The following is a 12,224-nucleotide window of genomic DNA, read 5'->3' as shown; positions in this document are numbered from 1 at the left end:
TCCGGGTGGAGGCCGTCTGGTAGCTGAACACGCCGACCAGTACCGCGGCCGCCGCGCCGACGCCGGCGAAGGCGATCGCCAGCTTGCTCCGGAGGTTCATGCGGACCGCACCGAGTAGCCCACCCCGCGCACCGTGTGGATGAGGTCTGTCGCGCCGGCCTGCTCGAGCTTGCGGCGCAGGTAGCCGATGTAGACGGCGAGGTTCTTGGAGTCCGAGCCGAACTCATAGCCCCAGATCCGCTGGTAGATGGTGGCGCGGTCGAGCACGAGCCCCTCGTTGCGCACGAGCAGCTCCAGCAGATCGAATTCGGTTTTCGACAAGGTGATCTCGGCGTCGCGCCACCACACCCGCCGGCCCCCGGGGTCGACGGCCAGCGCACCGAGGCGCAGCATCCGTGAGTTCGCCGGGCCGGCTTCGGCCGACGTGCGGCGCAAGAGCGCGCGCAGGCGGGCCAGCAGTTCGTCCAGCTCGAAGGGCTTCGGCAGGTAATCGTCGGCCCCGGCGTCCAGACCGGCCACCCGATCGGGCGTCTCGACCCGGGCGGTGAGCATCAGGATCGGGGTGCGGTCGCCCTCGGCGCGCAGCACGCGGCAGACGCCGAGGCCGTCGACACCGGGCATCATGACGTCGATGACCAGCACATCGAATTCGGCGCGACGGGCGGTCGCGAGGGCAGCCACACCGTCGTCGACCTCAGTGACCTGATACCCCTCGAGCTCGAGGGCCCGGACGAGGGACTCGCGGATCGCGCGATCGTCATCAGCGAGCAGGACACGGTGCGGCATCCCGCCATCATGCCCTCGCACTGTGGCGGTTGCCGCCGACCGGTGCGCCGGCGGCAAGCTGACGGACGCGGGCGTAGATCAAGCTCGGCTTGCTTGTGGGCTCGACGTAGCCGCAGCGGCAGCTGGCACCGGCATGCCGGGCCAGGGCACCAGTCGCGTCCACTCGCCGAGCGCCTTGGCGAAGCCGTCGTCGTCGGCGGGCTCCAGGACGGCAACGACGTCAACCGTGTGATTGGTGCGGTGTACATGCTTGATCGTCATCGGAGCCGTCGGGCGCTCGTCGTGGGAGCCGCCATGCCCGGAGGGCACCATCACGTAGAAGACGTCGTTGTGCGTCACCGATTCGCTCCGGGGCACGACGAGGTGCGCGCACAGCTCGGGGTCAAGCTCCGCTGTGGCGCGGCCACCGAACTTCTGGCAGGCCGCCACCAGCTGCTCGATGCGAGTCAGCCGGTCGCGTGCGGCCCACCGGTCTACCAGGACGAGCTCGCTTCCCCACGCCCGGACCATCCATCCGGCAGCGCCTTCCGGCAGCGGGCCGAGCTGGCCGTTGTGCAGCGTGCGCGTCACCTCGAGCGCCTGCCATGCGCGGGACGCGTCCGTCGCCGGGTCTTGCTGGGCGGGGAAGGCCCGGAGCATTTCGGCTCGGCCGGCGGCGTCGGTGGCCAGTTCGTCGGCGACGGTCAGCCGTTGAGCCCTGGTCAGGTGGTTCAGTACATCCGGCAGGTAGAGCATGACTTCGGCGACGTCGACGAAGCTCCACTGGTCGTGGTGGCGGTAACCGTCTCCGGACAGGTCGATCCGCGGGATCGCGGCGTCGTGGCCGCGGAGGTGGTCGATGAGTTCGGCGATGCCGGCTTCGATGACGGGGTAGGTGTCGAGCCACGGTGCGGCGTCCCATGCGCCTTCGGACACGTGGGTGAGGTAGACGGCGAGGTCGCGGGCCAGGTCGCCGTTGTCGAGGGTCGTGACTTTCACGGTGTGGTCGTTGTAGACGCCGGCCCACGTGGCGAGCACGGTGAAGCGGGGGCCGGAGGACAGAATGCTGTAGCTGGTCAAGGGCGTCTCCTGAACGCGTGGACCACCGACGGTGCGCAGGACTCGGCGCGGCACTGTCAGCGAGCAAAGGAAGAGGTCCGGGAGCCCCGCGGCACGACCGCCAAGCCAGTCCGTGGCCGATAGTGTGGCTCAGCCGACGACCGCGGTGTCTGGGCGATTTCTTCGGCGTTCCGGCGTGCGGGGCAGCGTGGCGTCCCCCGAACGCCTCAGAAGGGCCAGCGGCCGGCGAACCGCTCCGCGAGCCGGGCGTCGAGACCGCCGATGCGTCCGGCGGGGACAATGGCCAGCAGCAGGAGCGGAAACAGGTCTTCGGCGGGGTATTCCCACAGGTAGCCGCCGGTGTGCCAGAGCATGATCCAGATGGGGCCGATGAGCAGCAGCCCGCCGACGGCCGCGAGCCGGGTGGCGATGCCGAGGATCAGGCCCACGCCGACGGCGAGTTCGGCGGCGGTCAGGAAGGCCCCGAAGAAGCCCCAGTTCGGCAGCACGAAGCCGTGGTAGAAATCCGCCAACGGCGCGATTCCGGTCTTTCCGGACGCGCCGGTTGCGATCGTGCGGGCGGCGTCCTTGGTGATCAGGTTGAAGGAGAAGAAGCCGAGGTCGAAGGTGCCGACCTCGAACAGCTTCGCCAGCCCGTTGGACAGCCAGACCAGCCCGGTGAAGATCCGCAGCGCGCACATCGCCCGCGCGAAACCACGAGCCGGGTCCTTCAGCGCCACGTCGCCGCGCTCCTCTCATTGGTGCCGCCAGGCTAAGCCCATCCGGGCCCGTTGGCCGGATTCCGTCAGGCTTTCGTAAGCACGATCAAGCCGGGATCAGCGCGCCCGCGACCGCACCGACGACGGCGAGTGCACTGTGGACACCGTTGTCGATGCCTTTCTCGAAGTCGTCGCCGTCGACGGCCATCGCGTTGGTCACGTGGGCCAGGCATACCACGGTCCGGCCGCGGGCTTGGGCGTAGGCGTAGAGCGCGGCCGCTTCCATCTCCACGCAGAGGACGCCGTGGCCGCGGGCGGTGTCGATCGCGGTTGCCGTTTCCCGGTAGGGCGCGTCGGTGGTCCACGATGGTCCGGTCAGGACCGGTTCGGGTGTGGTGTCGAATGCGCCGGTGAGCTTGTCCGCCGTTGTCGGGTCCAGGTGGCTCCAGCGGCCGGGTGGCAGGTAGTGCAGGCTGGTTCCCTCGTCGCGCAGGGCGTCGGTGATGAGCACGAAACACGGCGTGCGCGGCAGTTCGGCGATCTGTCCGGCCGAGGTCACGCTCACGACGAGGTCGGCGCCGGAGGCGGCGAGCTGCTCGGCCACCAGCACGGCGAACGGCGCGCCGACGGCCATGCCGACCACGCCCAGTTCCAGGCCGTTGACCTCGGTGGTCCACATTTCGGTGTGGTAGCAGGCCCAGCCCGGGTGGCGCGACCCGCGTCCGGTCGTGGCGAGGTGACGGACGATGTCGCCGTCCGGGTCAAGGACCGCCACCCGCGGCACCGGCACCGACGGCAGCCCGCGCTGGCGGCGCGCCTCCCGCAGCAGGTTCTCCGGCTCGAACACCGACTGGGCTTGGTAGTCCTTGCCGTGGGCCAGCGGGACGTCCTCGAAGCTCATGATGAGATTCCACCACCGATCCGCTGAAGGTTGGTCGCCTGCTCGTCAGCGGGCGGCATCGGCGACCGCGGCAGCGATGAGGTCGATGTCGGTGTCGGTGCTCCAGCGCCCGAGCGACAGCCGCAACGCGGCGAGGGCGCGCGCGGGTTCGATGCCCATGGCTGTGAGCACGGGTGAGGGGCTGTGGACACCGCTGTGGCAGGCGGATCCGGTGGACGCGGCGAACGCGGTGACGGTGGCGAGCAGGTCGTGGGCGCGGACGCCGTCGACGCTGATGTTGAGGGTGTTCGGGAGCCGGGCCTTGTCGGGCCCGTTGAGGTGCACCCGCCCGGGCAGCGCGTGGTCGAGCCGCTGGTGCAGGCGATCGCGCAGGCCGGCCAGCCGGTCGGGTTCGCCGTGGTCGAGGTCGTCGGCGGCGAGGGCCGCGGCGACGCCGAGGGCGACAGCGAGGGCGGTGTGCTCGGTGCCGGCCCGCAGGCCGCGCTCCTGGCCGCCGCCGTAGATCAGCGGCTCCAGCTCGACACCGTCGCGGACGTAGAGGGCGCCGACCCCCTTGGGGGCATACAGCTTGTGCCCGACCACGGTCAGCAGATCCACACCCCACCCGGCGACGTCGACGGGGATCTTCCCGGCGGCCTGGGCGGCGTCGGTGTGCATCAGCGCCCCACGCTCGTGGGCCATGGCCGCGATCTCCGCGATCGGTTGCAGAGCACCGGTTTCGTTGTTCGCGGCCATGATCGACACCAGTGCAGTGTCCTCATCGAGCGCGGCGGCCACGTCGGCCGGGTCGACGAGCCCGTCTCGGTCGACCGGCAGGACCGTGACCCGGGCTCCGCGCAGGCGCTGCAGCGCGCGGGCGCCTTCCAGGACAGCGGGGTGTTCGGTGGCCTGGGTGATGATGTGCGGGCGTCCGGTGGCGGCGAGGGCGGCGCCGCGCAGGGCGAGCAGGTCGGCTTCGGAGCCGGAGCCGGTGAACACGATCTCGCCGGGGCGGGCGCCGATCAGCGCGGCGACCTGGGCGCGGGCCTCGGTCAGCGCCGCCCGCGGGATGTCGGCGTAAGGGTGGGCGCTGGAGGGGTTGCCGAAGTGGTGGGTCAGGTGCGGCAGCATCGCTTCGGCGACGCGGGGGTCGACCGGGGTGGTGGCGTTGTAGTCGGCGTAGACCGGGCCGTGGGCCAGCGCGGGATGCGGGGGCGCGCTCACGCGGTGGCCGTCACGTCGACGGGCAGTTCGGCGACGCGCCATTCGAGCATGCCGTCGTTGAGCCGGATCGCGCGGCGGCCGTGCTCGGTCAGGGTGCGTACCGCGTCGTAGGCGAAGACGCAGTACTCGCCGCGGCAGTACACGACGATCTCGAGGTCCTCGGGCAGCTCGCCGATGCGCTCGGCCAGCTCGTCGACAGGGATGCTGATCGCGCCGGGGATGTGGCCAGCCGCGTATTCCTCGGCCGGGCGCACGTCGAGGATGACGACGTCGCCCGCGGCGGCACGCGCCTGCAGCTCGGCCCGGTCGATTTCCGTGGCGCTGTCGCTGCCGAGGTAGTCCTGCAGCGCCGGGGTGACAGCGGCCTGGTGGGTTTCGGCGACCTTCAGCAGCAGCGACAGCAGCTGGGCGACGTCGTCCCCGGCCAAGCGGTAGTGGATGCGGGTGCCGTCCCGGCGGGCGGTGACGAAACCCGCCTGCTTGAGCGTCTGCAGGTGCGCCGAGGCGGTCGTCAGGTTCAGCCCGGCCGCCCGCGCGAGCGCATCGACCGATCGCTCGCCCTGGGCGAGCAGGTCGAGCAGCTCCAGTCGCTTGCCGCTGGCCAGTGCTTTGCCGCTGAGAGCGAACGCGCCGTAGAGCGCCGCTTTGCGGTCGGCGCGGGTGTCCATCATGTACTCCTCCATAAATCCATGGATTATTGTAGCTTAGGTTCAGGCCGCATCGCACCCGAGCACGAGGAGGAGCCGTGGGCTTCGCCGAGGACCACCTGATCCCGCTGGTCGACGAAGGGCTCGGCAACAGCGCCTACCTCGTCGACCTGGGCGACGGCCGCGCACTGGCCATGGACGTCAGCCGCGACCTGCGCGCCGTGCGCCGCGCGGCCGCCCGCCGCGGGCTGAGCGTCGCCTTCGCCGCCGACACCCACCTGCACGCCGACTTCCTCTCCGGCGCCGTCCAGCTCGGCCACGACGACGGCGCCACGGTGCTGGCCTCCGCCGCCGGCCACCGCGCGTTCCCGCACACGCCGCTGGCCGACGACGAGGAGATCGAGCTCGGCGGGCTGACGCTGCGGGCCCTGGCCACCCCGGGACACACCGACGAGCACCTGTCCTACCTGCTGCTCGACGGCGCCCGGGAGCTGGGCGTGTTCACCGGCGGGTCGTTGATCGTCGGCTCGGCGGCCCGCACCGACCTGCTCGGCCCGGACCGCACCGACGAGCTCGCCCGCGCCCAGTACCGATCGCTGCGGCGGCTCACGACGCTGCCCGATGCCACGCCGGTGTGGCCCACCCACGGCACGGGCTCGTTCTGCTCCGCGCCGAGCGGCAGCGAGCGGACCACCACCATCGGCGCGGAGAAAGCCGCCAACCCGTTGCTGGCCGCCCCGGATGAAGACACCTTCGCCCGGCGGCTGATCGCCCAGCTCGGCTCCTACCCCGCCTACTTCGACCGGCTCGGGGAGATCAACCGCCGCGGCCCGCAGGTGCTGACCGGCGCACCGACCGTCCCGCCGCTGACCGCCGCCGAGGTCCGGCGGCTGCTCGGCTCCGGCGCGCAGGTCGTCGACACCCGGCCCGCCGCCGCGTTCGCCGCCGGGCACATCCCCGCCAGCGTGTCGATCCCGCTGCGGGATCAGTTCGCCAGCTGGCTGGGCTGGCTGCTGCCCGAGGACCAGCCCCTGGTCTTCGTCGCCGCCGGCGAGCACGATCTCGCCGAGATCGCCTGGCAGGCCTACAAGATCGGTTACGAACGCATCGCCGGGCACCTGGTCGGCGGTATGGAAGCCTGGCTCGCCGACGGGGGCCACCAGACCACCACCGAGTTCCTCCGCCCGGCCGGTGTCCATGGACGCCGCTACCTCGATGTGCGCCAGAGCGCCGAATTCGCCGCCGGGCACGTTCCCGGCTCCGTCCACATCGAACTCGGCGCTCTCGCCGCGCACGCCGCCGAGACGCCGGCGGGCGCGGTTCTGGCCTGTGGCCACGGTGAACGCGCGATGACCGCCGCCAGCCTGCTGGAACGCGCGGGCCGCACCGACGTCGCCGTCCTCGACGGCGGCCCGGGCGACTACGCCGCCGCACACGGGCAGCACCTCATCGAGGGCACCGGAGGTTCGGCGTCGTGACCGGTACCCCGGCGCCTGCGGGCGAGCGCCCGGTTCATCTCGGCCTGCGGGAGAACTGGCTGCAGTTCACCCTGCTGGTCGTCGTCAACGCCTGTGTCGGCGGGCTGGTCGGGCTGGAGCGCACCACGGTGCCGTTGATCGGGTCGGAGACCTTCGGCCTGGCCAGCGATCTGGCCGTGTTCTCGTTCATCATCGCCTTCGGCCTGACCAAGGCGATGACGAACCTGGCCGCGGGAGCGTTGACCGCCCGCTTCCACCGGCGGCAGCTGCTGATCGCCGGGTGGCTGTTCGGTGTGCCGGTGCCGTTCGCGCTGGCGTGGGCGCCGTCGTGGGGCTGGATCGTGGCCGCCAACGTGCTGCTGGGCCTCAACCAGGGCCTGACCTGGTCGATGACGGTCAACATGAAGATCGACCTGGTCGGCCCGGCCCGGCGTGGCCTGGCCACCGGCCTCAACGAGGCCGCCGGGTACTGCGCGGTCGGCGGGGTCGCCCTGCTCACCGGCTACCTCGGTACCTCCTACGGGCTGCGGCCGGTGCCCGAGCTGATCGGCGTCGTCTTCGTCGCCGCCGGCCTGGGCCTGTCCCTAATCGTGCGGGACACCGCCGCGCACGTCGCGCTGGAACTGTCCCGTCACCCCCGACCGGCCCCGGGCGAGGCCACCGGGCTGGCCGCCACGTTCGCGCGGACCAGCTGGCGCGACCGGTCGCTGCGCGGCGCCAGCCAGGCCGGGCTGGTCAACAACCTCAACGACGGTCTCACCTGGGGCGTGTTCCCGCTGCTGTTCACCCAGCACGGCCTCGGCCTCGCCGCGGTCGGCCTGATCAAGGGCCTCTACCCGCTGCTGTGGGGGCTCGGGCAAATCCCCACCGGGCACCTCGCCGACCGGCTCGGCCGCAAACCCCTCATCGTGACCGGCATGCTCGTCCAAGCCGTCGCGTTCGTCCTCGCCCTCGTCCTGCTGGAGAACCCGCTGCTCGCGGGGGTCGTCTCCGCGGTCGTGCTCGGCCTGGGTACGGCCATGGTCTATCCGGCGCTCATCGCGGCCATTTCCGATCACGCGCACCCGAGCTGGCGCGCCAATGCCCTGGGCACGTACCGGTTCTGGCGCGACGCCGGCTACGCCGTCGGCGCCCTGCTGGCCGGCATCCTCGCCGACACCCTCGGCCTCACCACGACGGTGGTCGCGGCCGCGGTCCTCACTGCCGCGTCCGGGCTGCTGGCCGCCCGCTGGATCACCCCGCGGCAGGACGTTTGACCGCGGCGACGCGCTCGACGGTGCCGAGCTTGAGTCGCTCGGCCCGGGTCACCTCGAACCCGGCCTCCTCCAGCAGCGGCAGCGGGCGGCGGGTCTGGTAGTCGCCGAGCATCCGGACGGTGACCTTCTCCAGCAGCCGCTGCCCGAGGCGCAGCACCGCGTGGTGGCTGCCGATGTGATCCAGCAGCAACAACTTGCCGTCCGGGCGCAGGATGCGGTGCATCTCGGCGAGCGCGGCCCGCTCGTCCGGGACGCCGCACAGGCCGAGCGTGCAGACCGCCGTGTCGAACGACGCGTCCGGAAAGGGCAACGCCTGCGCGTCACCCTCCCGCAGCTCGACCTCGAGTCCGAGCTCGGCAGCGCGGGCACGGGCCAGGTCCAGCATGGCCGGGCTCAGGTCGACGCCGGTCAGCCGGATACCGGCCGGGTAGTGCGCGAAGTTGCGGCCGGTGCCGACCGCAACCTCCACGACATCTCCGGTGGCTTGCGCGCACACCCATTCGCGGCCCCCGGCGAACTGCAGCCGTTCCATCACCCCGATGTCGCGGTCGTACCGCGGCGCGTACCGGTCCCAGCGCCGACGCAGCTCGGCGTCGTCAAGATCAGCCATCGCATCTCCCCATATGATGAAGTGGCTTCACTATGTACTATCTACACGGATCAGGGAAGAGGGGTGGCATGGGAGCGGATCCGGTCCAGGCGTTCGACAAGGCTTTCGAGCTGGCGGCGCGGCTGGCCGAGGCGATGCGCGTCGCGTTGGCCGACCGCGGCCTCACCACCAGTCGCGCGGAGGTCATCTACATGCTCGCCCGCGACGGCGACCTGGTGCAGCGCGCCTTGGCCGACGCCTTGAACTGCACGCCGCGTCATGTCACCGGCCTGGTCGATCAGCTCGAAGGAGCCGGCCTCGTCGAGCGGCGCCCGCATCCCCGGGACCGGCGCGCGATCTCGGTGGCGCTGACCGACGACGGCGCCGCCACCGCGCGGTGGATGACCGAGAGCCGGCACGGCGCCGCGCGGGCGATCCTCGGCGACGTCCCGCGAGCCGATCTCACCGCGTTCGTCCGCGTCGCGGACCGCATCCTCGCCACCGTCACCCCTGCCGCGCCGTGAGCGGCCACGACGTCGCGATCGTCGGCGGCGGGCAGGCCGGGCTCGCACTCGGGCACGAGCTGGCCGCGACCGGGCTCGACTTCGTCATCCTCGACGCGGGCGAGGCCGTCGGGCACGTGTGGCGGGACCGCTGGGCCTCGCTGCGGCTGTTCACCCCCGCCCGCTACGCCGCCCTCCCGGGCCTGCCGTTCCCCGCCGCCCCCGACAGCTACCCGGGCAAGGATCAGGTCGCGGACTACCTCGCCACCTATGCGGCCACCTTCGATCTTCCCGTCCGGACCGGGCTCTCCGTCGCGACGCTGACCCGACGCGGTGACGGCTTCGCCCTCGCCACTCCCGGCGGCCCGGTCCGGGCACGCCAAGTCGTGGTCGCAACCGGCCCGTTCCAGCAGCCGACGATCCCCGCCTGCTCGGCCGATTTCGCCCCGGAGGTGCTCCAGCAGCACAGCAGCGACTACCGCGACCCAGCCCCGTTCGCTGGCAGACGGGTCTTGGTCGTCGGCGGCGGAAACTCCGGCTTCCAGATCGCCGCCGAACTGGCCGCCCACCCCGCCACCGGGCCGGTCGCGCTGGCGATCGGGACCCGCAACGCCTGTGTCCCGCAACGGATTCTCGGCCGTGACCTGTTCTGGTGGCAAACCCGCACCGGCCTGATCACCGCACCCACCACCTCGCGCCGCGGCCGGTGGATGCGACGCGGCGAGGGCACCGTGATCGGCCACACCCGCAGGTCGCTGCGCCGGTGCGGCATCAGTTTCCGGGTACGGCTGCGGCACGCGCACGGCCGCACGGCCGTCTTCGCCGACGGGACGTCCGCCGAGATCGACGCGGTCGTGTGGGCGACCGGGTTCCGCCAGAACCACAGCTGGATCCGGATCCCGGAGGCCGTGTGCGGCGGCCGGCTGTGTCACCGCGGCGGAGTCACCTCGACCGATGGCCTGTACGTCCTCGGCCTGCCCTGGCAACGCACGGCGGGCTCGGCCCTGCTCGGTTTCGTCGGCCGCGACGCAGCCCAGCTGGCCCGGCACATGTTCGAACACGAACGCCGCTGAGCCGGACGCCGGCGGGATGAGTTCCGGGAAGCGTGAGCTGCCTGGCGAGTTACGGTCAGCCTGTTCGTCATCCTCTTCGGCGGAACTCCCCGGGGGACCATTCCCGGACACGTGACAACGGTCGTCGGTGTACTCGTCGGCCGCTGATCCACCGACCGGCGCCGGCGGCACCACCGTCGTCAGCCGAAGCGGATCATGGCCAGCAGACATGCACCCAGGACGAATACGATCCCGGCCATACCCGCCCAGCCACCGAGGCTGGCCAATCCGAGCACCACGCCCACGACCACGAGGACCGCGAGAAGCATGGCGGCCGGCCGGAGGGTGCCCTGGGAGTCCAGCAGTAATCGCCGCATCGCCCGAGACTAGAGCAGGCCTCGCCCTCGCCCATCGACGGGCGTTGGACACGAGCAGCCGAGAGCGGACGGGCGAACCCGGCTTGGTCGCCACCATCGAAGCTGAGGACGCCTTCGAGCATCTCGGCTGGACAGCTGGTTCTTTACCCGCAACGTGGGCACATGACCGTCTTCCGACGCCGGAACCACCCCGCCGACGCTCGTTGCCCGGAGGGACGACGGCCTGCCGGCCAGGTCCCTGGCGGAGTAACGACCCGCATCCCGGCACCGACTTCCACACAGGCTCGCCCGCGGTCATCGCCGCGCGGTGCCCCGCGATACAGGGAAGAGGCACACGGTGCGGACGTGTCCGTATTGCGCGGAACAGGTGCAAGACCTCGCCGTGCTGTGCCGGTGGTGCAGCAAGCCGATCCCGCACCACACCGCCGCGCAACAACCGGCCTCACCAACGGCAGCGAACCCGGCACCACCGTGGGCGCGCCTCGGCCTGCTCCTGGGCGGCCTGCTGGTCGCGGCGTCACCGTGGCTGCCGTGGCTCACCGTCGTGCTGATCGGCGACCTGACCTTGGCTCAACTTTCCACCATCGCATCGGCTCCCGCCGTGCCCATCATGCTTGTCGTCACCGGGATCGCGGCCGTGGCGTGCGGCGCGCTGATCCGGATGCCGACGGCGGCGCGGGTGAGCGCGGTGGTCTTCGGCGGGTTCACGGTTCTGCTGGTCGGTCTGCTGCTGATCCAGGAGTTCGAGGTAGTGGCGCAAGTCGCGCCGCTCGCCGAGGTCGCGTTCGGACCGTGGGTCGCGCTGGCCGGCTCACTGGCGGCTTTTCTCGGTGCCGCGATGCCCGCACCGCCGCCGCGACTGTCCTCGCCGAGCGCCCGTTCGAGCTACTCGCCCGGCCAGGTCCGGTACGTGGTTCCCGTCGCGCTCGTCCTGGGAGCGGCGGTGGCTCTGCCCCTGGCCGGAGTAGCTGCCGGAGGATGGCAGTCGCACGTGCGGGAGCTCTCGGCCGCGGCCCCGCCGACGACATCGGCCGCCACCAAGCACCAGCCGGAACCGGTGCCTGAACCGACTCGAGAGCCTGCCCCGACGCCATCGGCGAGCCCGCAACTTCTGCCTATCGCCTCCGCCGCGCCCACGCCTGTCCAGTCGCCGGATCCCGGCGCCCCGGGCGAGGTGTACGTCGGGAACTTGGACAGCGCTGACTCATTGATCGCCGCTCGCGGCTACACGCCCAACACCGCACCCGATTGGTCGGACGGCAGGGGCCTGCACGTGATCACGGCTACCGCGACCGGATCAGCCGACGGGTACGACCAAAGAGCCTTTTTCTTCTACGACAACTACTACCTTGGCACCGACGCGAAACTCCCCAGCGCGACGATCACCGAAGCGTGGTCCACGGGCGACACCATCGCTCTGAACTACCAGCTGTACGAACCCGACGACCCCGCTTGCTGCCCGACGGCAGGCTCGGCGACAGTGCGTTTCCACTGGTTCGGCCACAACCTCCAGCCACTCGACCCCATCCCACCCGCCGACCCGAACAGCCGGATCGGCCGACGCTGAACTACCGCGGCACGAACTCGAGATCTGCCCCAGTTCCTCTAGCGTGGCCGGCAAAGGCCGCAACAGGAATTCCAGGCGCCTTGAGGCCGGTCAATGCTGTACAGGCGA

Annotated in this window: 13 protein-coding genes; 5 read left to right on the top strand and 8 right to left on the bottom strand. The window is 71.4% G+C overall.

Translation table 11 applies throughout. From position 1 onward, the window contains the following. Positions 1 to 96: 96 nt before the first annotated feature. The 6 genes from QP939_RS11345 to QP939_RS11320 all read right to left on the bottom strand — a co-directional run bounded on the left by QP939_RS11345 (position 97) and on the right by QP939_RS11320 (position 5,318). Positions 97 to 786 carry a response regulator transcription factor gene (locus QP939_RS11345; RefSeq protein ID WP_285456662.1) on the bottom strand — a complete coding sequence of 230 codons (690 nt, stop codon included), beginning with the start codon at positions 784 to 786 and terminating at the stop codon, positions 97 to 99. Between the two features lie 78 nt (positions 787 to 864). Next, on the bottom strand, positions 865 to 1,845 hold the full coding sequence (locus tag QP939_RS11340; RefSeq protein WP_285456660.1) for a hypothetical protein: 981 nt from the start codon (positions 1,843 to 1,845) through the stop codon (positions 865 to 867). A 206-nt stretch (positions 1,846 to 2,051) separates the two neighbouring features. Further along, positions 2,052 to 2,564 (bottom strand): DoxX family membrane protein, encoded by a 513-nt coding sequence (locus QP939_RS11335; RefSeq protein WP_285456658.1) that lies wholly within the window; start codon positions 2,562 to 2,564, stop codon positions 2,052 to 2,054. Between the two features lie 85 nt (positions 2,565 to 2,649). After that, positions 2,650 to 3,444 (bottom strand): nucleoside phosphorylase, encoded by a 795-nt coding sequence (locus QP939_RS11330; RefSeq protein ID WP_285456657.1) that lies wholly within the window; start codon positions 3,442 to 3,444, stop codon positions 2,650 to 2,652. Between the two features lie 45 nt (positions 3,445 to 3,489). Continuing rightward, a complete protein-coding gene (locus QP939_RS11325; RefSeq protein ID WP_285456656.1) occupies positions 3,490 to 4,647 on the bottom strand; it encodes a cysteine desulfurase family protein in 1,158 nt (385 codons plus the stop codon). After that, positions 4,644 to 5,318, bottom strand: a complete 675-nt coding sequence (locus QP939_RS11320) for an ArsR/SmtB family transcription factor (protein WP_434219644.1) — start codon at positions 5,316 to 5,318, stop codon at positions 4,644 to 4,646. The genes QP939_RS11325 and QP939_RS11320 overlap by 4 nt, the downstream gene beginning before the upstream one ends. Positions 5,319 to 5,392: 74 nt before the next feature. On the opposite strand from QP939_RS11320, the gene QP939_RS11315 reads away from it, so the two are divergent. Both QP939_RS11315 and QP939_RS11310 read left to right on the top strand, forming a co-directional pair. Then, positions 5,393 to 6,772: an MBL fold metallo-hydrolase gene (locus QP939_RS11315; protein ID WP_285456655.1), complete on the top strand. Its 1,380-nt coding sequence runs from the start codon at positions 5,393 to 5,395 to the stop codon at positions 6,770 to 6,772. After that, positions 6,769 to 8,028: an MFS transporter gene (locus QP939_RS11310; RefSeq protein ID WP_285456653.1), complete on the top strand. Its 1,260-nt coding sequence runs from the start codon at positions 6,769 to 6,771 to the stop codon at positions 8,026 to 8,028. Before QP939_RS11315 ends, QP939_RS11310 begins: the two co-directional genes overlap by 4 nt. Here the strand turns inward: QP939_RS11310 and QP939_RS11305 are convergent. Then, the gene (locus QP939_RS11305; protein ID WP_285456652.1) at positions 8,006 to 8,638 is read right to left on the bottom strand and encodes a class I SAM-dependent methyltransferase; all 633 of its coding nucleotides are present in this window, start codon (positions 8,636 to 8,638) and stop codon (positions 8,006 to 8,008) included. The two genes, QP939_RS11310 and QP939_RS11305, sit on opposite strands and share 23 nt — an antisense overlap. Positions 8,639 to 8,706: 68 nt before the next feature. On the opposite strand from QP939_RS11305, the gene QP939_RS11300 reads away from it, so the two are divergent. Continuing rightward, positions 8,707 to 9,141, top strand: coding sequence for a MarR family winged helix-turn-helix transcriptional regulator (locus QP939_RS11300; RefSeq protein WP_285456650.1), 435 nt, complete (start codon positions 8,707 to 8,709; stop codon positions 9,139 to 9,141). After that, positions 9,138 to 10,193: a flavin-containing monooxygenase gene (locus QP939_RS11295; RefSeq protein WP_285456649.1), complete on the top strand. Its 1,056-nt coding sequence runs from the start codon at positions 9,138 to 9,140 to the stop codon at positions 10,191 to 10,193. The genes QP939_RS11300 and QP939_RS11295 overlap by 4 nt, the downstream gene beginning before the upstream one ends. A 179-nt stretch (positions 10,194 to 10,372) precedes the next feature. Here QP939_RS11295 and QP939_RS11290 read toward each other — a convergent pair whose 3' ends face one another. Further along, positions 10,373 to 10,549 (bottom strand): hypothetical protein, encoded by a 177-nt coding sequence (locus tag QP939_RS11290; protein ID WP_285456648.1) that lies wholly within the window; start codon positions 10,547 to 10,549, stop codon positions 10,373 to 10,375. Between the two features lie 544 nt (positions 10,550 to 11,093). Here QP939_RS11290 and QP939_RS11285 point away from each other — a divergent pair. Further along, the gene (locus QP939_RS11285) at positions 11,094 to 12,116 is read left to right on the top strand and encodes an LppP/LprE family lipoprotein (protein WP_285456647.1); all 1,023 of its coding nucleotides are present in this window, start codon (positions 11,094 to 11,096) and stop codon (positions 12,114 to 12,116) included. Positions 12,117 to 12,224: the final 108 nt, after the last annotated feature.

Origin of the sequence: Amycolatopsis nalaikhensis (assembly GCF_030264295.1) — a bacterium.
Classification (GTDB): domain Bacteria; phylum Actinomycetota; class Actinomycetes; order Mycobacteriales; family Pseudonocardiaceae; genus Amycolatopsis; species Amycolatopsis nalaikhensis.
Note: the sequence above shows the minus strand (reverse complement) of the source record. Positions and strands in the feature narration are given on the sequence as shown.

Bases quoted from the DNA above. Each gene is read 5' to 3' on its own strand.
- QP939_RS11345 (WP_285456662.1), bottom strand. From the start codon at position 786: ATGCCGCACCGTGTCCTGCTCGCTGATGACGATCGCGCGATCCGCGAG.
- QP939_RS11330 (WP_285456657.1), bottom strand. From the start codon at position 3,444: ATGAGCTTCGAGGACGTCCCGCTGGCCCACGGCAAGGACTACCAAGCC.
- QP939_RS11320 (WP_434219644.1), bottom strand. From the start codon at position 5,318: ATGATGGACACCCGCGCCGACCGCAAAGCGGCGCTCTACGGCGCGTTC.
- QP939_RS11305 (WP_285456652.1), bottom strand. From the start codon at position 8,638: ATGGCTGATCTTGACGACGCCGAGCTGCGTCGGCGCTGGGACCGGTAC.
- QP939_RS11300 (WP_285456650.1), top strand. From the start codon at position 8,707: ATGGGAGCGGATCCGGTCCAGGCGTTCGACAAGGCTTTCGAGCTGGCG.
- QP939_RS11290 (WP_285456648.1), bottom strand. From the start codon at position 10,549: ATGCGGCGATTACTGCTGGACTCCCAGGGCACCCTCCGGCCGGCCGCC.